Annotated in this window: 15 protein-coding genes; 6 read left to right on the top strand and 9 right to left on the bottom strand. The window is 59.6% G+C overall.

Annotation, left to right across the window (positions count from 1 at the left end):
• Nucleotides 1–147: 147 nt before the first annotated feature.
• From IAI51_RS01015 to IAI51_RS00995, 5 genes are all read left to right on the top strand, one after another.
• Nucleotides 148–1641 (top strand): RNA polymerase factor sigma-54, encoded by a 1494-nt coding sequence (locus tag IAI51_RS01015; protein ID WP_187676781.1) that lies wholly within the window; start codon nt 148–150, stop codon nt 1639–1641.
• 73 nt (nt 1642–1714) lie between these two features.
• Nucleotides 1715–2023, top strand: a complete 309-nt coding sequence (gene hpf / locus IAI51_RS01010) for a ribosome hibernation-promoting factor, HPF/YfiA family (RefSeq protein ID WP_187676780.1) — start codon at nt 1715–1717, stop codon at nt 2021–2023.
• An 11-nt stretch (nt 2024–2034) separates the two neighbouring features.
• The gene (ptsN, locus tag IAI51_RS01005) at nt 2035–2499 is read left to right on the top strand and encodes a PTS IIA-like nitrogen regulatory protein PtsN (RefSeq protein ID WP_187676779.1); all 465 of its coding nucleotides are present in this window, start codon (nt 2035–2037) and stop codon (nt 2497–2499) included.
• A gap of 2 nt (nt 2500–2501) precedes the next feature.
• Nucleotides 2502–3359, top strand: a complete 858-nt coding sequence (rapZ, locus tag IAI51_RS01000) for an RNase adapter RapZ (protein WP_187676778.1) — start codon at nt 2502–2504, stop codon at nt 3357–3359.
• 15 nt (nt 3360–3374) lie between these two features.
• Nucleotides 3375–3650, top strand: coding sequence for an HPr family phosphocarrier protein (locus IAI51_RS00995; protein WP_187676777.1), 276 nt, complete (start codon nt 3375–3377; stop codon nt 3648–3650).
• 94 nt (nt 3651–3744) lie between these two features.
• Here IAI51_RS00995 and IAI51_RS00990 read toward each other — a convergent pair whose 3' ends face one another.
• The 6 genes from IAI51_RS00990 to pmbA form a co-directional block, all read right to left on the bottom strand.
• Entirely contained in the window at nt 3745–4638 is an 894-nt protein-coding gene (locus IAI51_RS00990; RefSeq protein WP_187676776.1) for a ZIP family metal transporter, read from the bottom strand.
• 30 nt (nt 4639–4668) lie between these two features.
• Nucleotides 4669–5280: a superoxide dismutase gene (locus IAI51_RS00985; protein ID WP_187676882.1), complete on the bottom strand. Its 612-nt coding sequence runs from the start codon at nt 5278–5280 to the stop codon at nt 4669–4671.
• Nucleotide 5281: 1 nt separating this feature from the next.
• Nucleotides 5282–5722, bottom strand: a complete 441-nt coding sequence (locus IAI51_RS00980; RefSeq protein WP_187676775.1) for a hypothetical protein — start codon at nt 5720–5722, stop codon at nt 5282–5284.
• A gap of 27 nt (nt 5723–5749) precedes the next feature.
• The gene (locus tag IAI51_RS00975) at nt 5750–7126 is read right to left on the bottom strand and encodes a class II fumarate hydratase (protein WP_187676774.1); all 1377 of its coding nucleotides are present in this window, start codon (nt 7124–7126) and stop codon (nt 5750–5752) included.
• Nucleotides 7107–7514 carry a FagA protein gene (locus IAI51_RS00970; protein WP_187676773.1) on the bottom strand — a complete coding sequence of 136 codons (408 nt, stop codon included), beginning with the start codon at nt 7512–7514 and terminating at the stop codon, nt 7107–7109. Before IAI51_RS00970 ends, IAI51_RS00975 begins: the two co-directional genes overlap by 20 nt.
• Nucleotides 7515–7666: 152 nt before the next feature.
• Nucleotides 7667–9019: a metalloprotease PmbA gene (gene pmbA, locus IAI51_RS00965; protein WP_187676772.1), complete on the bottom strand. Its 1353-nt coding sequence runs from the start codon at nt 9017–9019 to the stop codon at nt 7667–7669.
• Between the two features lie 102 nt (nt 9020–9121).
• On the opposite strand from pmbA, the gene yjgA reads away from it, so the two are divergent.
• Nucleotides 9122–9646 (top strand): ribosome biogenesis factor YjgA, encoded by a 525-nt coding sequence (gene yjgA, locus IAI51_RS00960; RefSeq protein ID WP_007915377.1) that lies wholly within the window; start codon nt 9122–9124, stop codon nt 9644–9646.
• 51 nt (nt 9647–9697) lie between these two features.
• Here yjgA and tldD read toward each other — a convergent pair whose 3' ends face one another.
• From tldD to IAI51_RS00945, 3 genes are read right to left on the bottom strand one after another with little or no spacing between them, the layout of a single operon-like run.
• Nucleotides 9698–11140, bottom strand: a complete 1443-nt coding sequence (gene tldD, locus IAI51_RS00955) for a metalloprotease TldD (protein ID WP_064387936.1) — start codon at nt 11138–11140, stop codon at nt 9698–9700.
• Nucleotides 11141–11143: 3 nt separating this feature from the next.
• Nucleotides 11144–12004 carry a carbon-nitrogen hydrolase family protein gene (locus tag IAI51_RS00950; protein ID WP_187676771.1) on the bottom strand — a complete coding sequence of 287 codons (861 nt, stop codon included), beginning with the start codon at nt 12002–12004 and terminating at the stop codon, nt 11144–11146.
• Nucleotides 12005–12062: 58 nt separating this feature from the next.
• Nucleotides 12063–15866: a YhdP family protein gene (locus IAI51_RS00945; RefSeq protein WP_187676770.1), complete on the bottom strand. Its 3804-nt coding sequence runs from the start codon at nt 15864–15866 to the stop codon at nt 12063–12065.
• Nucleotides 15867–15907: the final 41 nt, after the last annotated feature.

Below are 15907 nucleotides of genomic sequence, written 5' to 3'. Positions count from 1 at the left end.
TTCAAGCAGAATTTAATACGCTTTAATTGTTACAGCGCTCTAGGCAAACACTTCAGTTTCAGGCATATAATTTGCTTAAGTTTGGCGCTCCGGCGCCCTGTAGTGGATGGCGCATAGCGCCGGCGAATAAGGTGTTAAGCCCCTGCCATGAAACCATCGCTAGTCTTGAGAATGGGCCAGCAGCTGACGATGACACCGCAGCTGCAACAGGCTATCCGCCTGCTCCAATTGTCGACCCTGGATCTGCAACAGGAAATCCAGGAGGCCCTGGAATCCAATCCGATGCTCGAACGCCAGGAAGAAGGCGAAGACTTCGACAACTCCGATCCTCTGGCCGACAACGTTGAACAGAAGCCCAACACCGAGATCCAGGAACCCTCCTATCAGGAAACCGCCCCGACGGTGGATAACCTAGAAGAAGGCGACTGGAGCGAACGCATTCCCAACGAGCTGCCGGTCGATACGGCCTGGGAAGACGTCTACCAGACTAGCGCCAGCAGCCTGCCCAGCAGCGACGATGACGAGTGGGACTTCACCACCCGTACCTCCGCCGGCGAAAGCCTGCAAAGCCACCTTCTGTGGCAACTTAACCTCGCGCCGATGTCCGACACCGATCGACTGATCGCCGTCACCCTGATCGATTGCATCAACAATCAGGGTTATCTGGACGAAACCCTCGAAGAGATCCTCGAAGCGTTCGATCCGGAACTGGACATCGAGCTGGACGAAATCGAAGCCGTTTTACACCGCATCCAGCAATTCGAGCCGGCCGGCATCGGCGCGCGCAATCTTGGCGAATGCCTGCTGCTGCAACTGCGTCAGTTGCCGGCCAAGACGCCTTGGCTGGCCGAAGCGAAACGTCTGGTCACCGATTATATCGACCTGCTGGGCAGCCGCGATTACAGCCAGTTGATGCGGCGCATGAAGCTCAAGGAAGACGAGTTGCGTCAGGTCATCGAGCTGGTGCAGAGCCTCAACCCGCGCCCGGGCTCGCAGATCGAATCGACTGAAGCTGAATATGTGGTCCCTGACGTCATCGTGCGCAAAGACAACGAGCGCTGGCTGGTCGAGCTGAATCAGGAGTCGGTGCCTCGCCTACGGGTCAACGCCCAGTACGCCGGCTTCGTGCGACGCGCCGATACCAGTGCCGACAACACCTTCATGCGCAATCAGTTGCAGGAAGCGCGCTGGTTCATCAAGAGCCTGCAAAGCCGCAACGAAACCCTGATGAAAGTTGCCACCCAGATCGTCGAGCATCAGCGCGGGTTTCTGGAATACGGCGATGAAGCCATGAAGCCGCTGGTCCTGCATGACATCGCTGAAGCGGTCGGCATGCACGAGTCGACGATTTCCCGGGTGACCACGCAAAAATTCATGCATACACCGCGCGGTATCTATGAATTGAAATACTTTTTTTCCAGCCACGTCAGCACCTCCGAAGGCGGTGAATGCTCGTCCACGGCGATCCGCGCGATCATCAAAAAACTGGTTGCCGCGGAAAATCAGAAAAAGCCGTTGAGTGACAGCAAGATCGCTGGTTTACTGGAGGCACAAGGCATTCAGGTGGCTCGCCGCACCGTCGCCAAGTACCGCGAGTCCCTAGGAATCGCGCCTTCGAGCGAACGCAAGCGGTTGATGTAAGCCACGTTACAGCGTTCCAGTGGCAGGCTTTTCGGCCTGCCGCTTTATGCACTGGCAACGAAGGAGAAGCTGTATGCAAGTCAACATCAGTGGACACCAACTGGAAGTGACCGAACCTCTGCGCACCTATATCAACGAGAAACTCGAACGATTGGAGCGCCATTTCGACAAGATTACCAACGTGCAAGTCACGATGTGTGTCGAAAAGCTGAAGCAGAAAATCGAAGCCACCTTGCATATTCCCGGCAGTGAAGTGGTCGCCAACGCGGAACATACCGATATGTACGCCGCGATCGACGCCCTGACCGACAAGCTGGATAAACAACTCAAAAAGCATAAGGAAAAGACCCAGAGCCTGCTCCAGGGCGCGACCGGTCGATAACCCCCCACTCCATGATCCGACTTGAAAGTATCCTGACCCCCGGCCGTTCCCTCGTGAACGTGCCGGGCGGCAGTAAAAAGAAAGCCCTCGAACAGATTGCCAATCTGATCGCCCGCGAAGTGCCGGCTCTGGAGATGCAAGATGTCTTCGAGGCCCTGATCGCTCGTGAGAAACTCGGTTCCACCGGTTTCGGCAACGGCATCGCCATTCCTCACTGCCGCCTCAAGGGTTGCCAATCGCCTATCAGCGCCTTGATGCACCTTGAAGCCCCAATCGATTTCGACGCCATCGACGGTGCTCCGGTTGACCTGCTGTTCGTATTGCTGGTGCCGGAAGCTGCGACCGATGCGCATCTGGAATTGCTGCGTCAGATCGCCAGCATGCTTGATCGCAAGGACGTTCGCGAAAAATTGCGTAGTGCTTCGAGCAACGAAGCCTTGTATCAGGTCGTCGTGGACGAACAAAGCGGGCACTAATCATGCGCTTGATCATCGTCAGTGGCCGTTCCGGCTCGGGCAAAAGTACGGCGTTGAATGTCCTTGAGGACAACGGCTACTACTGCATCGACAATTTGCCGGCGGGCCTGCTGCCGGAACTGGCAGAGCGCGCACTCATTCATACTGAACTGGCACAACCGCTGGTGGCGGTGTCGATCGATGCGCGTAATCTGCCGAGTCATCTGTCACGCTTCCCCGAGTTGCTGGAAGAAGTCCGCAGCCGCCACATCCAGTGCGATGTGTTGTATCTGGACGCTGACGAAGAAACTCTGCTCAAACGTTTCTCGGAAACCCGTCGTCGGCACCCGCTGAGCACCGCCAATCGGTCGCTGGCTGAAGCCATCAACGATGAGACTGCCCTGCTCGGCCCGATCGCCGATCTGGCCGACCTCAAGGTCAACACCACCAATCTGAACCTTTACCAGCTTCGCGATACCATCAAGCTGCGCTTGCTGAACCAACCGGAGCCGGGTACGGCGTATCTGGTGGAGTCTTTCGGTTTCAAGCGCGGCATGCCGGTCGACGCCGATCTGGTGTTTGACGTGCGATGCCTGCCCAATCCGTACTGGAAGCCAGAGTTACGCGCGCAATCCGGTCTTGATGAGCCAGTGGCCGAGTACCTGGCGGCACAGCCGGAAGTCGAGGAAATGTTTCAGGACATTTTCGGCTACCTGCACAAATGGCTGCCGCGCTTCGCCGCGAGCAACCGCGCCTACGTCACCATTGCCATTGGCTGCACCGGCGGACATCACCGCTCCGTCTACCTGACCGAACGCCTGGGTCAGGCCCTGCAGAAAACCCTGAAGAACGTCCAGGTTCGCCACCGCGACCTCACTTAAAGGATTCACACCGCGATGCCTGCTCTGGAAATCGAAATCATCAATAAACTGGGTTTGCATGCCCGGGCGTCGGCCAAGTTTGTCGGGGTCGCCGGTCAGTATCCGGATTGCACGATCAGAGTGGGCCGGACACCAGAGTCCACCGTGGATGGCAAAAGCATCATGGCGATGATGATGCTGGCTGCGGGCAAAGGCACCAAAATCTATTTGAGTACCGAAGGACATCAGGAACGGGAAGCTCTGGATGCGCTGGTAGCGTTGATCAACAACTACTTCGATGAAGGCGGTTAATAGCCAAAGTCAAAAGATCGCAGCCTTCGGCAGCTCCTACATTGGAATGCTTTTCCTGTAGGAGCTGCCGAAGGCTGCGATCTTTTGATCTGCTTCAACCCAACGCCGTATCCATCACCATCATCAGACAAAAACCCACCAACAGCCCAAGGCTGGCCAGCTTGTCATGACCATTGCGTCGCGACTCGGGGATCACTTCGTGGGTCACCACCAGCAACATTGCTCCCGCCGCCAGCGCCAGGCCCAAGGGCAACAACACCTGCGCCAGGCTGACCAGCCACGCACAGAGCAGCGCAAACACCGGTTCGACCAGCCCTGACGCCGCACCGATCAAAAACGCTTTGACCCGCGACATCCCTGCACCGGCCAGCACCAGCGCGATCACCAGACCTTCCGGCACGTCCTGCAACGCGATGCCCATGGCCAGACTGTCAGCATCGGGCATACCACCACCGGCCGACACGCCGACCGCCATGCCCTCCGGAATGTTATGGGCAATGATGGCGAACACAAACAGCCAGATCCGCGGTGGAATCACCGGGTGCTCGACTGTGCCGATGAGCATTTCGGGTGAGGCGCCAGAGACCCTGCGATCAACCAGGTAAAGGCCGAATGCGCCGAGCATGATGCCGAAGCAGATCAGGCCGCTGGCTGCCCAAGGTGTCAGACCAAGGCTTTCGGCAGCGGCAATGCCCGGGACAATCAACGAAAAAGCCGTCGCGGCCAGCATCACCCCGGCACCGAAACCGAGCAACGTATCGCCTAGTGCCTGCGGCATGTTGCGAATCACCAGCACTGGCACAGCACCAAGTGCCGTTCCCAGGGCGCAGATCGCACCGCCCTGCAACGCCCGTGACAGCCGCGGCTCTAGGTTCAGCCATTCCAGCCCGTGGGCGACCAGCAAGGTCATACCCGCTAACAGCAACAGCGATCCCACTGCGTAACGAAACATACGCCCACTTCCGATCGCCAGTGTTTCAGTGCCCATAGTCAGCCTTGGATTGTTTTTATAGAAAACTTAAACCAGTGCGGCGTGATAACGCGCAGCAACTTCAGGCCAATTAATCACGTTGTAGAACGCATTGATGTATTCCGGGCGGCGGTTCTGGTAGCGCAGGTAGTAGGCGTGTTCCCACACATCCAGACCGAGAATCGGCGTGTTGCCACTCATCAGCGGGCTGTCCTGATTGCCGCTGCTTTCCACAACCAGCGTCTTCTCCGGGGTCACGCTGAGCCACGCCCAACCGCTGCCGAAACGGGTCAGTGCAGCTTTGGTGAATGCCTCTTTGAAACTGTCGAGACCACCCAATTGTTCATCGATGGCCTTGGCCAGCGCACCGTCCGGCTTGCCGCCGCCACTTGGCACCATGACTTCCCAGAACAGCGAATGGTTGGCGTGACCGCCGCCCTGATTGATCACCGCCGCACGGAGTTTTTCCGGCAATTGCTGGACGCTGGCCACCAGTTTTTCTATCGGCCACTCGGCATATTCGGTGCCTTCGACTGCCGCGTTAAGGTTGTTGATGTACGTCTGGTGATGCTTGGTGTAGTGGATTTCCATGGTCTGCGCATCAATGTGCGGTTCCAGGGCGTTGTAGGCGTAGGGCAAGGCAGGCAAGGTAAAAGCCATTTCAGTGGACTCCATGATGATGTGGGGCAGGCGCGCGGCGCGCATTGCCGGTATCCGGGTGCAGCAGGCGCTGAGTGCGCGGGTATTCGCCGTGCTCGCTGATGAAATTCAATAACTCGACGTAGGTCTTGCTGCTTTGGCGCAACGCTGCTTCGCGCAGGGCCAAGCGTAAACGCTCGTCCTGCATGGTCTGCAACAACCGCTGGTGAATGGCGCAGAGATACTCGGCGCTTTCCTCCGGCTGATTCAGGCACAGGTGCAGATCCGCCAGGTTGTGATGGGAGATGACACAGGCCGCCACCGCTTCGTCGGCATCTGCCCAGCGTTCGAACAAGACTTGCGCCAGGGCCAGGGCTTGCAGGTAAGCCTCACGGGCGTCAATCAGCTCTCCCAGCATGAAGCAGCGATTGGCCCGTTCGATCGTGCGTTTCCAGTGCTCCATGGTGAACCTCCAAAGCGGTTGCGGTGATTACACGCCGCCGGCGGTGAGTTTCTCGGGGTTGAGCAACTCTTCCAGTTGGCTGCGCGACAGGTCGGTGTGTTCCAAGGCGACGTCGATCACCGGGCGACCCTGCTTGTAGGCCTGCTTGGCAATTTCGGCGGCTTTTTGATACCCGATGATCGGATTGAGCGCGGTGACCAGAATCGGGTTACGCGACAGCGCTTCCTTGAGCCGCGACTCATTGACCTTAAAGCTGGCGATGGCCTTGTCGCCCAACAGGCGGCTGGAGTTGGCCAGCAGTTCGATGCTGCTCAGCAGGTTCTGAGCGATGATTGGCAGCATCACGTTGAGTTCGAAGTTGCCCGACTGGCCGGCGATGGTGATCACCGAATCGTTGCCGATCACTTGGGCTGCAACCATGGCGGTGGCTTCCGGGATCACCGGATTCACCTTGCCCGGCATGATCGAGGAGCCCGGTTGCAGAGCTTCAAGTTCGATTTCACCGAGGCCGGCGAGCGGGCCGGAGTTCATCCAGCGCAGATCGTTGGCAATTTTCATCAGCGACACAGCGGTCGCCTTGAGTTGCCCGGAGACGGCGACGGCGGTGTCCTGCGAGCCGATCAGCGCGAACAGGTCTTTGCCTTGGGTGAACTGCACGTTGGTGAGTTGGCTCAACTGGCGGCTGAAACGCGCGGCGAATTCAGGATGCGCATTGATGCCAGTACCCACCGCCGTGCCGCCCTGCGCCAGGGATTGCAGGCTTGGCAACAGGTCTTGCAGATGACCGATGTTGGCCTTGAGTTGTTGCGCCCAACCATTGAGTACCTGGCTCATGCGCACAGGCATCGCGTCCATCAAATGCGTGCGCCCGGTTTTGACGTGGTGATGCACTTGCTCAGCTTTGTGCTCGATGACTTGCACCAAGTGCAGCAGCGCCGGCAGCAGTTGTTCGTGCAACGCCAGCGCGGCGCTGACGTGGATGGTGGTCGGGATGATGTCGTTGCTGCTCTGCCCGCAGTTGACGTGATCGTTCGGATTGACTGGCTCATCGAGAAGACGGCTGGCCAACGTGGCGATCACTTCATTGGCGTTCATGTTGGAGCTGGTGCCGGACCCGGTCTGGAAGATATCCACAGGGAAATGCTTCATGAAGTCGCCTTCGAGCAGGCCTTGGGCGGCGTCGCTGATGGCTTTGCCCTGGGCGGCACTGATCTGGTTGAGTTCGACGTTGGCCCGGGCGGCGGCGGCTTTGGCCAAAATCAGCGCGCGGATGAATTGCGCCGGCATCGGCTTGCCGCTGATCGGGAAGTTATCCACTGCGCGCTGGGTCTGCGCGCCGTAGAGAGCGTCCACCGGCACCTGCAGTTCGCCCATGCTGTCGCGCTCAATACGAGTCTTGGTCATCAGTAAATCCTTGCACCAGTTCAATGAGAGGAATCGAGGGTTGCAACTCGCAGGTCGCCAGTTGCCAGGTGTAACGCTGCCAGCGTTTGAGCCGGCAATTGCACAGCGACAGGCGCTCCATTTCACGCAACGGGCGCCAGGCTTGATCGAGGCAGAGGTTGCGCCAGTGCCACGGCAAGGCGATGTCGGTGGCCGTGTCGAGCAGCAGACGGAACGAGGTTTCAGCGATAGTCCACGGGGAAGTTGCGGTACAGCAGGCCAGATACCGGCCTTCGGCCAGATAGTGTTCGATCAGACGCGGTTCGTCGGGATCCATCGCGCAACGGATCTGGCGACTCATCCAGCGCCAGTTTTCGAGGTACGGCTGCTCATGCAAGGCAGAACTCATGATCCGGGACTCGTTCGGAGATGAGATTTATTATTAGATGATAATGAGAACCAAAACAAGAGTGCCTTTTTTAGGAGCCATCGTTGTGGCAGGCATAAAAAAGGCGCGCCACCCGATCGGATGGCGCGCCTTTTGGTGTTACGGGACTGGGTTTAGCTGCCCGCAACCGTCATCCGTTCGATCAACACCGAACCGGTGCGGATATTGCTGCGCAACTCCAGATCATTGCCCACGGCGACAATCTGCTTGAACATGTCGCGCATATTGCCGGCGATGGTCACTTCCTGCACCGCGAACTGGATCTCGCCGTTCTCGACCCAGAAACCCGCCGCCCCGCGAGAATAGTCACCAGTGACCATGTTCAAACCATGGCCCATCAACTCAGTGACCAACAGCCCACGACCCATGCGACGCAGCAATGCAGCCTGGTCTTCATCGCCATGGGTGACAAACAGGTTGTGCACGCCGCCGGCGTTGGCGGTGCTCGGCATGCCGAGTTTGCGCCCCGAGTAAGTGCCGAGGATGTACGACACCAGCTCACCTTTTTCGACGAACGGTTTGGCGTAAGTTGCCAGGCCATCACCGTCATAAGAAGCACTGCCCATAGCTCGCATCAGGTGCGGACGCTCGTCGATGGTCAGCCATTCCGGGAACAGTTTCTGCCCCAGCGTACCTTCCAGGAAAGACGATTTGCGATAAAGACTTCCGCCGGAAACCGCCGACAGGAAGCTGCCGAACAACCCACCCGCCAGTTCTGCAGAAAACAGCACCGGGACTTCGCAAGTCGGCACCGGACGTGCGCCCAGACGGCTCGCCGCCCGTTGCGCAGCACGTTGGCCAATGCTCACCGGGTCAGCGAGCAAAGTGCCCTGACGGTTCACGTCGTACCAGTAATCACGCTGCATCTGGCCATTAGCCTCGGCGATCATCACGCAGCTCAGGCTGTGCCGGGTCGACGCATAGCCACCAATAAAACCGTGGCTGTTGCCGTAAACGCGGCAACCCTGATGGGTGCTGAGCGTAGTGCCGTCAGCGTTCTTGATTCGTGCATCGGCATCAAACGCCGCTGCTTCGCAGAGCAATGCCTTCTCGATGGCCTGCTCCGGGGTGATATCCCATTCGTGGAACAGATCGAAATCCTGCTGATCCTTGGCCATCAGGGCTGCATCGGCCAAGCCCGAGGCTTCGTCTTCGGACGTGTGCTTGGCGATGGCCAGTGCAGCGGCGACCGTTTCGCGAATCGCATCAGGCCCGGTGGCGGACGTGCTGGCCGAGCCTTTGCGCTGGCCGACATATAGCGTGATGCCAAAGCCCTGATCGCGGTTGAACTCGACGGTTTCGACCTCGCGCTGACGTACCGATGTGGACAGCCCCTGCTCCAGCGACACCGCGACTTCGCAGGCACTGGCGCCCTGACGCTTGGCTTCGGCGATGATCTGCTCGACTTGTTCCTGCAGTGCCGGCAATGCCTGCGGGCCGACGCTTTGAACTGCACTCATGCTCATCTCCACTCAAATTCTGCTTTCGGCTGGGGTCATCGAGCGACCGGGCCGGACAAGCGGCCCCCGACTGGTTATCATGGCGGCGTTTCTTTGCGGACTGCCACCATGGTTGATTCTTACGACGACTCCCTCGATACGGGAGAAAAAAGCAAATCTCAGGTCAAACGCGAGCTGCATGCTCTGGTTGACCTCGGCGAGCGCCTTACAACACTCAAGCCTGACTTGATCGCAAAACTGCCGCTGACCGACGCGATGCGCCGTGCCTTGGCCGATGCGCCCAAGCACACCGCGAACATCGCGCGTAAACGGCACTTGCAGTTCATCGGCAAGCTGATGCGCGATCAGGACACTGACGCGATTCTGACGCTGCTCGATCAACTGGATGCCTCGACTCGCCAGTACAACGAGCGTTTCCACAATCTCGAACGCTGGCGTGATCGCCTGATCGCGGGCGACGATGCCGTGCTGGAGAAATTCGTCGTCGAGTACCCGGACGCCGATCGCCAGCAATTGCGTTCCCTGATCCGTCAGGCCCAGCATGAGGTTGCGCAAAACAAACCTCCTGCATCGAGCCGCAAGATCTTCAAGTACATCCGTGAGCTGGACGAGACTCAACGCGGTCTGCGTTGATAATCGTCATCGGGTGGTCGCCCTGTGCGCCACCCGCAGCTCCACCTCATCTTATGCGCCAGTGCCACCCACGGTGATCGCATCGATTTTCAGCGTCGGCTGGCCAACACCCACCGGCACCGACTGCCCATCCTTGCCACACGTCCCCACACCGCTGTCCAGCGCCAGATCGTTACCGACCATCGACACCCGGCTCATCGCCTCGGGACCGTTGCCGATCAACGTCGCGCCTTTGACCGGCGCGGTGATCTTGCCGTCCTCGATCAAATAAGCCTCACTGGTGGAGAACACGAACTTACCGCTGGTGATGTCGACCTGACCGCCGCCAAGGTTGGCGCAGTAGATGCCTTTCTTCACCGAAGCGATGATTTCCGCCGGATCGCTTTCGCCGCCGAGCATGTAGGTGTTGGTCATCCGTGGCATCGGCAGATGCGCATAGGATTCACGACGACCGTTGCCGGTACGGGCGACGCCCATCAGGCGCGCGTTGAGCTTGTCCTGCATGTAGCCCTTGAGTACGCCGTTTTCGATCAGCGTGGTGCATTCGGTCGGGGTGCCTTCGTCGTCGACACTCAGCGATCCACGACGCCCGCTCAGGGTGCCGTCATCGACAATGGTGCAGAGTTTCGAGGCGACCATCTCGCCCATGCGCCCGCTGTAGGCCGAACTGCCCTTGCGGTTGAAGTCGCCTTCCAGACCGTGGCCGACTGCTTCGTGCAGCAGTACGCCAGACCAGCCCGAACCCAACACCACCGGCAAAGTACCGGCCGGTGCCGGAATGGCTTCCAGATTCACCAGCGCCTGACGCAGCGCTTCACGGGCATAGCCCATGGCACGGTCTTCAGCGAGGAAATAACGGTAGTCGGTACGCCCGCCGCCGCCATGGCCGCCGCGCTCGCGACGACCATTCTGCTCAACGATGACGCTGACGTTGAAGCGCACCAGTGGCCTGACATCCGCCGCCAGTCCGCCGTCGGTGGACGCCACCAGAATCCGCTCCCAGACCCCGGCCATGCTCACGCTGACTTGCTGGATGCGCGGATCGAGGGCGCGAGTGGCGACGTCGATGCGCTTGAGCAGTTCGACTTTCTCGGCACGCGTCAGGACTTCCAGTGGATTGTCCGGCGCATACAGCTGGGCGACGTCTTGTGTGGAGAACGCCTGCACCGTGCCATTTTGCCCGGCACGGGAAATCGAGCGTGCTGCACGCGCCGCAGCGCCGAGGGCTTCGAGAGTGATTGCGTTGCTGTAGGCGAAACCGGTTTTCTCACCGGACTGCGCACGCACGCCGACACCCTGATCGAGGTTAAAGCTGCCTTCCTTGACGATGCCGTCTTCCAGCGCCCAGGACTCGGAAATCTGACCCTGGAAATACAGATCGGCGGCATCGATGCCCGGGCCGGCCAGATCGCCGAGCACGCCTTGCAGGCTCTCGATCGTCACGCCGCCGGGCGCCAAAAGGTGATCACTGACTGAGGACAACAACTCGCTCATGGTTTAGGCCTTAAATTCATGTTCTGAAGCAGGTCGCAGTGCGCCCTGCGAAAAAAACCGCCGATGACGCGTCACCGGCATTCGCGCCCTGATGGACGCCTGTTCATCGCTATCGCGTTCGGCCAACAGCACCGCTTCGCCTTGATCCTGATGCGCCAGCACACGCCCCCACGGGTCGACGATCGCCGCATGCCCGAAGGTTTCCCGCGGTCCCGGATGGATCCCGCCCTGTGCTGCCGCCAACACGTAACACTGAGTCTCGATGGCCCGCGCGCGAATCAGCACATCCCAATGCGCCGCGCCGGTCACCGCGGTAAAGGCTGAAGGTGCCGTAATCAACTCGGCACCGGCGGCACGCAATTCGCTGTACAGCTCCGGAAAGCGCAGGTCATAACACACGGTCAGACCGACTTTGCCGACCGGTGTATCCGCAACCACCACACCACCGCCATAAGCATAGTCATCGGATTCGCGGTAACGCCCGCGATTGTCCGCCACATCCACATCAAACAGGTGCAGCTTGTCATACCGAGCAACGGTTTCGCCCTGATCGTTGATCAGCAGCGAGCATGCATGCGACTTGGCCGTCGGTTGATCGATGGGTGGTAGCGGCAACGTGCCGGCGACTATCCATAACCTGAGGTCGCGGGCCGTCTGTTTCAACCATGGCAGAATCGGACCTTCGCCCAATGCTTCAGCGCGACCGATGTCAGGGATGTCGCGACGGCCCATGGCAGCGAAGTTTTCCGGCAACACGGCCAGCTTCGCGCCACCGGCCGCAGCCTGTTCGAGCAAGCGCCGGGCCTGAGCCAGATTGGCCAGCACGTCACTCTGGCTGACCATTTGAATGACCGCTAAAGACATGGCGAACTCCGCAAGACATATGCGGCCATGCTACTCCATCGTCTCAAGGCCTGGCTGTTCAAAAAGGCTTGTCGAACGTGATTTTCGGTTCTTTCCACGGGCCTTTGACGGTGTATTTCACACTGGCAAAACGTGCCACACGGTCACCGATCAGCTTGTCGATGAGGAACAGCGCACCGCCGACCGCCGGGGCACCGACGATCAGCGCGGCAATCGGCAGGTTATTGGTCACCGGCAAGGTCACCAGCAATTTGGCATCGACCTGATCACCGACCAGATCCAGCGTACCGTTCAGTTCGAGGTTGCTCGACGGCCCGGTCAGGCGAATCGGTTCCCGTGTGACATACACACCGTTGCTGGCAACCAGCAGTCCCTTGACCCGGTCGTAGCTCAAGCCTTTGCCGAAGAGGTCGGAGAAATCCAGACGCAAACGGCGGCCGATGGAGTTGAAGTTCAGCAGCCCAAACACCCGCAGTGCCTGCGCACCGCCCTCGACTTCGACAAACTGGCCCTTGTTCAGCGACGCATCGAGTGTGCCGGAGAAGCGTTTGGTCGCCAGCCATGCCGGCGAACCCGGCCAGCGGCCATCGACGTCCATATGGAACTCTTCACTGGTCACGCTCGGCGCAAAGCCCCAGCCCTTGAGCACGTCGGCCAGATTCTTGCCGCCAATCCGGCCCTTGAACCAGCTGCTGGTCGACCCCGGCGCGCCTTCCCAGCCGCCGTTGCCCTGCAACAGAATGCCTTTGAGGCCCATGTCGAGGTTGTTCAGGGCGATGCCTTTGGCGGTCGGGCGCACTTTGAGCGACCAGCCACCGACCAGATCCTGGCCGAGGAACAGTTGATTGATGGTGATATCCAGCGCCGGAATTTTCGATGGATCCACTGACGCCAAAGGGTCTGGTGAATTTTCGTCGGCCTGTACCGTCGGGTCCGGCGCCGGCAGTCGCACGTATTGCAGATTCACCGCAAGCGGTGTGCTTTTCGCGTCCGGAAGGCTGGCAGTGCCTTTGGCCTGTTGACTGTCGAGCGCCAGATTCCACGCCCCCGGCTTGCGATTGACCTGAACCGAGGCCTGATCCAGCGTGGTGCCGAACGCCGTGAGCTTGCCGATCTTGAAGTCAGCACTGCTCAACAGTTGCTTGGCACTGCCGCCCGGGTCCTGTCCGGCATATTTGTTGACCAGTTCCTGCCACGGCGCAACGTCCAGCTCCGACAGCACGCCGCGAATACGCAAGCCCTTGGCGCCCGGCAGCACAGCTTCGCCTGCACCGAGAAACAACTCGCCGCGCCCGTCAGCGAAATTCGTCGGTGGTGCGGCAAAGGTGAAATTGGCCAGTTGATCGTAATTGACCCAGTAACGCCGCTCCTGCCCTTGCAGAGTCATGCGGAAGACCGTGTCGCGACCGACATCGGCCGCCATACCGAACGGTGCGGGCAGGTCGACGGTCACCCCTTTGAGGTTGGAGCTGACCATCAACTGGCTGTCGGCGCCGTCGAGGTTCAGTTGCAGCTGATAGGGAATCGTCCCGGTCACCGGTAACGGCTGAGTCACGCCGAGCCAGTCAGTGAGTTTCTTGACCTCTACCTGTCCCGAAGCGGCCACTCGGGTTCTGAGCTTACCGGGGCTGCCATCGGCAAAGATTTGCGCGGTGACCGGTTTGTCGAACGCCCGAGCTGCGATGTTCTGCCCGCTGAGCCCCTTGGCGCTGTCGAAACGGAAGTCGCCCTTGAGTTGCGTCAGCTCCAGTTTCGGTTCGGCCAGTTTCAGCCGCGCATTGGCGGTTTTAAAGTCGACGAGAATTTTCGGCTGGTCTCCCTTGGCCAGCGGAATATCCAGTTTCAGCTTGCCTTGCAGATCGCCCGAGCCTTCCCAGCCGGCGAAGGTGTCGGCGGTGCCGATCGGTGCTTCCTGCAGGATCTTCAGCCCGTCACCCAGACCACCGGCAAATGCGCCGTCGAGAAACATATGGGGGTTCTGACCCGACGGAACATGGGGAATATTGACGAAAACATCACTGACCTGCGTATCGAGCAACTGGCCCTTGCTGGCCCAGATCCGCACGCCGCTGTCTTCGATGAACACGTCACCACTGACCTTGCTCACATGCGGCCAGCCCGGCTGGAAGGCCAGTTCGGCGTCATGCACCTTGAAGAACAGGCTGATGCTGCGGTCGGCCTCGCCGGCATTTTTGCTCAGCGAACCTTGGTACTGGAAGAAGCCCTGATCCACCGCGCCTTTGAGAATCGCGGTGCGCAGCCATTCGTCGAGCGCCGGGCTCAGCACTTCGGGCAAATATTTGGCGGTGTAGCGGCCGTCGCCATCGACAAGACCGACCCGCAAGTCCATGTAGTCTTCCTGGCTGTGATCGAAATGCAGGCGAATGAGGAAGTCGCCGGCAATCTTGCCCTCCTCGCCCAGTACCTTCAGGTAAGGCGCGATCAGGGTGAAGCCGTCTTTATCCAGTTTCCAGGTGAGCCGTGCGTTGGCCTGAATGTATTGCCAGGGCTTGGCGAAGATCGGATCGAGGTGCAGGACAAAATCCTTGCTGTCCATGCGCAACTCGCCACCATCGAGATTACCGCTGAGGCTGCCGCTGACATTTCGCGCCGCAGGGGCGCCGTGATAGGCATCAAAACCGACACGATCAAGGTTGGCGGCAAAGCCGAATTTTGTACCGTCAGTGGCGTTCGGGCGGAAATCCAGCAACACGTTGCGCAGCCCACCGGTCACTTTCAGGCGCTCGACCACGGTGGCGAAGCCTTGCGGCAACGGCCCCAACGCATTGAGTAACGGGGTGATCGGGGTGAGATCAAGACGATCTGCCTGCAAATGCCAGAGTTCGTCGACCTTGTCAGTGGCGCGCGTCTGCTGCACTTGCACGCGTGTCTCCCAACGGGTTTCGCCGAAGTTCATCGCCAGCGAATCGAGGGTGACGGTCGCGCCGTTGGCACTGTTTTTGTAGTAGGCGTTGAGCGCCAGATTGTTGATCTGGATCGGCTTGCGCTCGGCGTAGGCGCCAGTCACTTGCGGTGCGTTCAAACGCAGCGCCGCACTTTGCAGCGCGCCCTCGGCCCAGTTCACCCAGAGCTCGCCGCCGGCCTTGATCTCGGAGAAATTCCATTGTTGAGTGAGGCGCTCTGGCAGCCACTTCGACCAATCACTTTGCGGCAGGCTGGCGTAGCCTTCTATCGCGCTGTCTTGCCATTGGCCGGGGCGGATTCGAGTTCGCAGGTTCAGTGCAACGGGTTGGCCATCAGGCAGGGTCAAACGTGCATCGAGAAGCTGACGAGTGGCACCGGTTTTCAGGTTGAGGCCGACGTAGGTGAGGGTCATCGGCGCGTGATCCAGTGGCTGCAAGGTCACCTGACTGTCGAGCACCGACAGTTGCTGAATCATTTGCGAGCGCTTGAACAGTTGCTCGGGATCGAACGGTTGATCCTTCTGCACCGGCAAGCCTTCCAGCGCCCAGGTGCCGTCCTCGGATTCCTTGAGGCTGATTTTCAGGCCATTGAGTTCCAGATGAGCGATGCGCACTTCGCGGGCCAACAGACTGGCCCACAGATCGGGTACTGCACGCACTCGATCAAGACGCAGGGCGTTGGCACCGTCGCCGACCATCACATCATGGGCCAGCAGGATCGGCGCGAACCCGCTCCAGTTACCCTCCAGCTCGCCAATCTGCAACGGCATGCCGAGGGCTGCACTGGCCTTGTCTTCGATGTCGGTGCGGTACTCGGCCACCAACGGGGTCAGCTCGCGACCAAGACTGACGTACAGCGCCATCAACACCAGAACCAACGCGCACAGGCCCAGCCCCCAGCGGGTGAGTGCGGCCAAAATGCGTGTCAGACGGTCCATGTCAGTTGGCTCCCATGGCAAAAATACTGCGAAAAGCTGAG

It is taken from the genome of Pseudomonas sp. N40(2020), assembly GCF_014472415.1.
In the GTDB taxonomy this organism is placed as follows: Bacteria; Pseudomonadota; Gammaproteobacteria; order Pseudomonadales; family Pseudomonadaceae; genus Aquipseudomonas.
This window is presented reverse-complemented; position numbering and strand designations above follow the sequence as displayed.

Excerpts from the sequence above, each read along its gene's own strand:
- IAI51_RS00985 (WP_187676882.1), bottom strand. The coding sequence starts at position 5,280 with ATGGCTTTTACCTTGCCTGCCTTGCCCTACGCCTACAACGCCCTGGAA.
- rapZ (WP_187676778.1), top strand. The coding sequence starts at position 2,502 with ATGCGCTTGATCATCGTCAGTGGCCGTTCCGGCTCGGGCAAAAGTACG.
- IAI51_RS00950 (WP_187676771.1), bottom strand. The coding sequence starts at position 12,004 with ATGTCTTTAGCGGTCATTCAAATGGTCAGCCAGAGTGACGTGCTGGCC.
- IAI51_RS01015 (WP_187676781.1), top strand. The coding sequence starts at position 148 with ATGAAACCATCGCTAGTCTTGAGAATGGGCCAGCAGCTGACGATGACA.
- IAI51_RS00945 (WP_187676770.1), bottom strand. The coding sequence starts at position 15,866 with ATGGACCGTCTGACACGCATTTTGGCCGCACTCACCCGCTGGGGGCTG.
- yjgA (WP_007915377.1), top strand. The coding sequence starts at position 9,122 with ATGGTTGATTCTTACGACGACTCCCTCGATACGGGAGAAAAAAGCAAA.
- IAI51_RS00970 (WP_187676773.1), bottom strand. The coding sequence starts at position 7,514 with ATGAGTTCTGCCTTGCATGAGCAGCCGTACCTCGAAAACTGGCGCTGG.
- ptsN (WP_187676779.1), top strand. The coding sequence starts at position 2,035 with ATGATCCGACTTGAAAGTATCCTGACCCCCGGCCGTTCCCTCGTGAAC.
- IAI51_RS00980 (WP_187676775.1), bottom strand. The coding sequence starts at position 5,722 with ATGGAGCACTGGAAACGCACGATCGAACGGGCCAATCGCTGCTTCATG.
- tldD (WP_064387936.1), bottom strand. The coding sequence starts at position 11,140 with ATGAGCGAGTTGTTGTCCTCAGTCAGTGATCACCTTTTGGCGCCCGGC.
- hpf (WP_187676780.1), top strand. The coding sequence starts at position 1,715 with ATGCAAGTCAACATCAGTGGACACCAACTGGAAGTGACCGAACCTCTG.
- IAI51_RS00975 (WP_187676774.1), bottom strand. The coding sequence starts at position 7,126 with ATGACCAAGACTCGTATTGAGCGCGACAGCATGGGCGAACTGCAGGTG.
- IAI51_RS00995 (WP_187676777.1), top strand. The coding sequence starts at position 3,375 with ATGCCTGCTCTGGAAATCGAAATCATCAATAAACTGGGTTTGCATGCC.
- IAI51_RS00990 (WP_187676776.1), bottom strand. The coding sequence starts at position 4,638 with ATGGGCACTGAAACACTGGCGATCGGAAGTGGGCGTATGTTTCGTTAC.
- pmbA (WP_187676772.1), bottom strand. The coding sequence starts at position 9,019 with ATGAGCATGAGTGCAGTTCAAAGCGTCGGCCCGCAGGCATTGCCGGCA.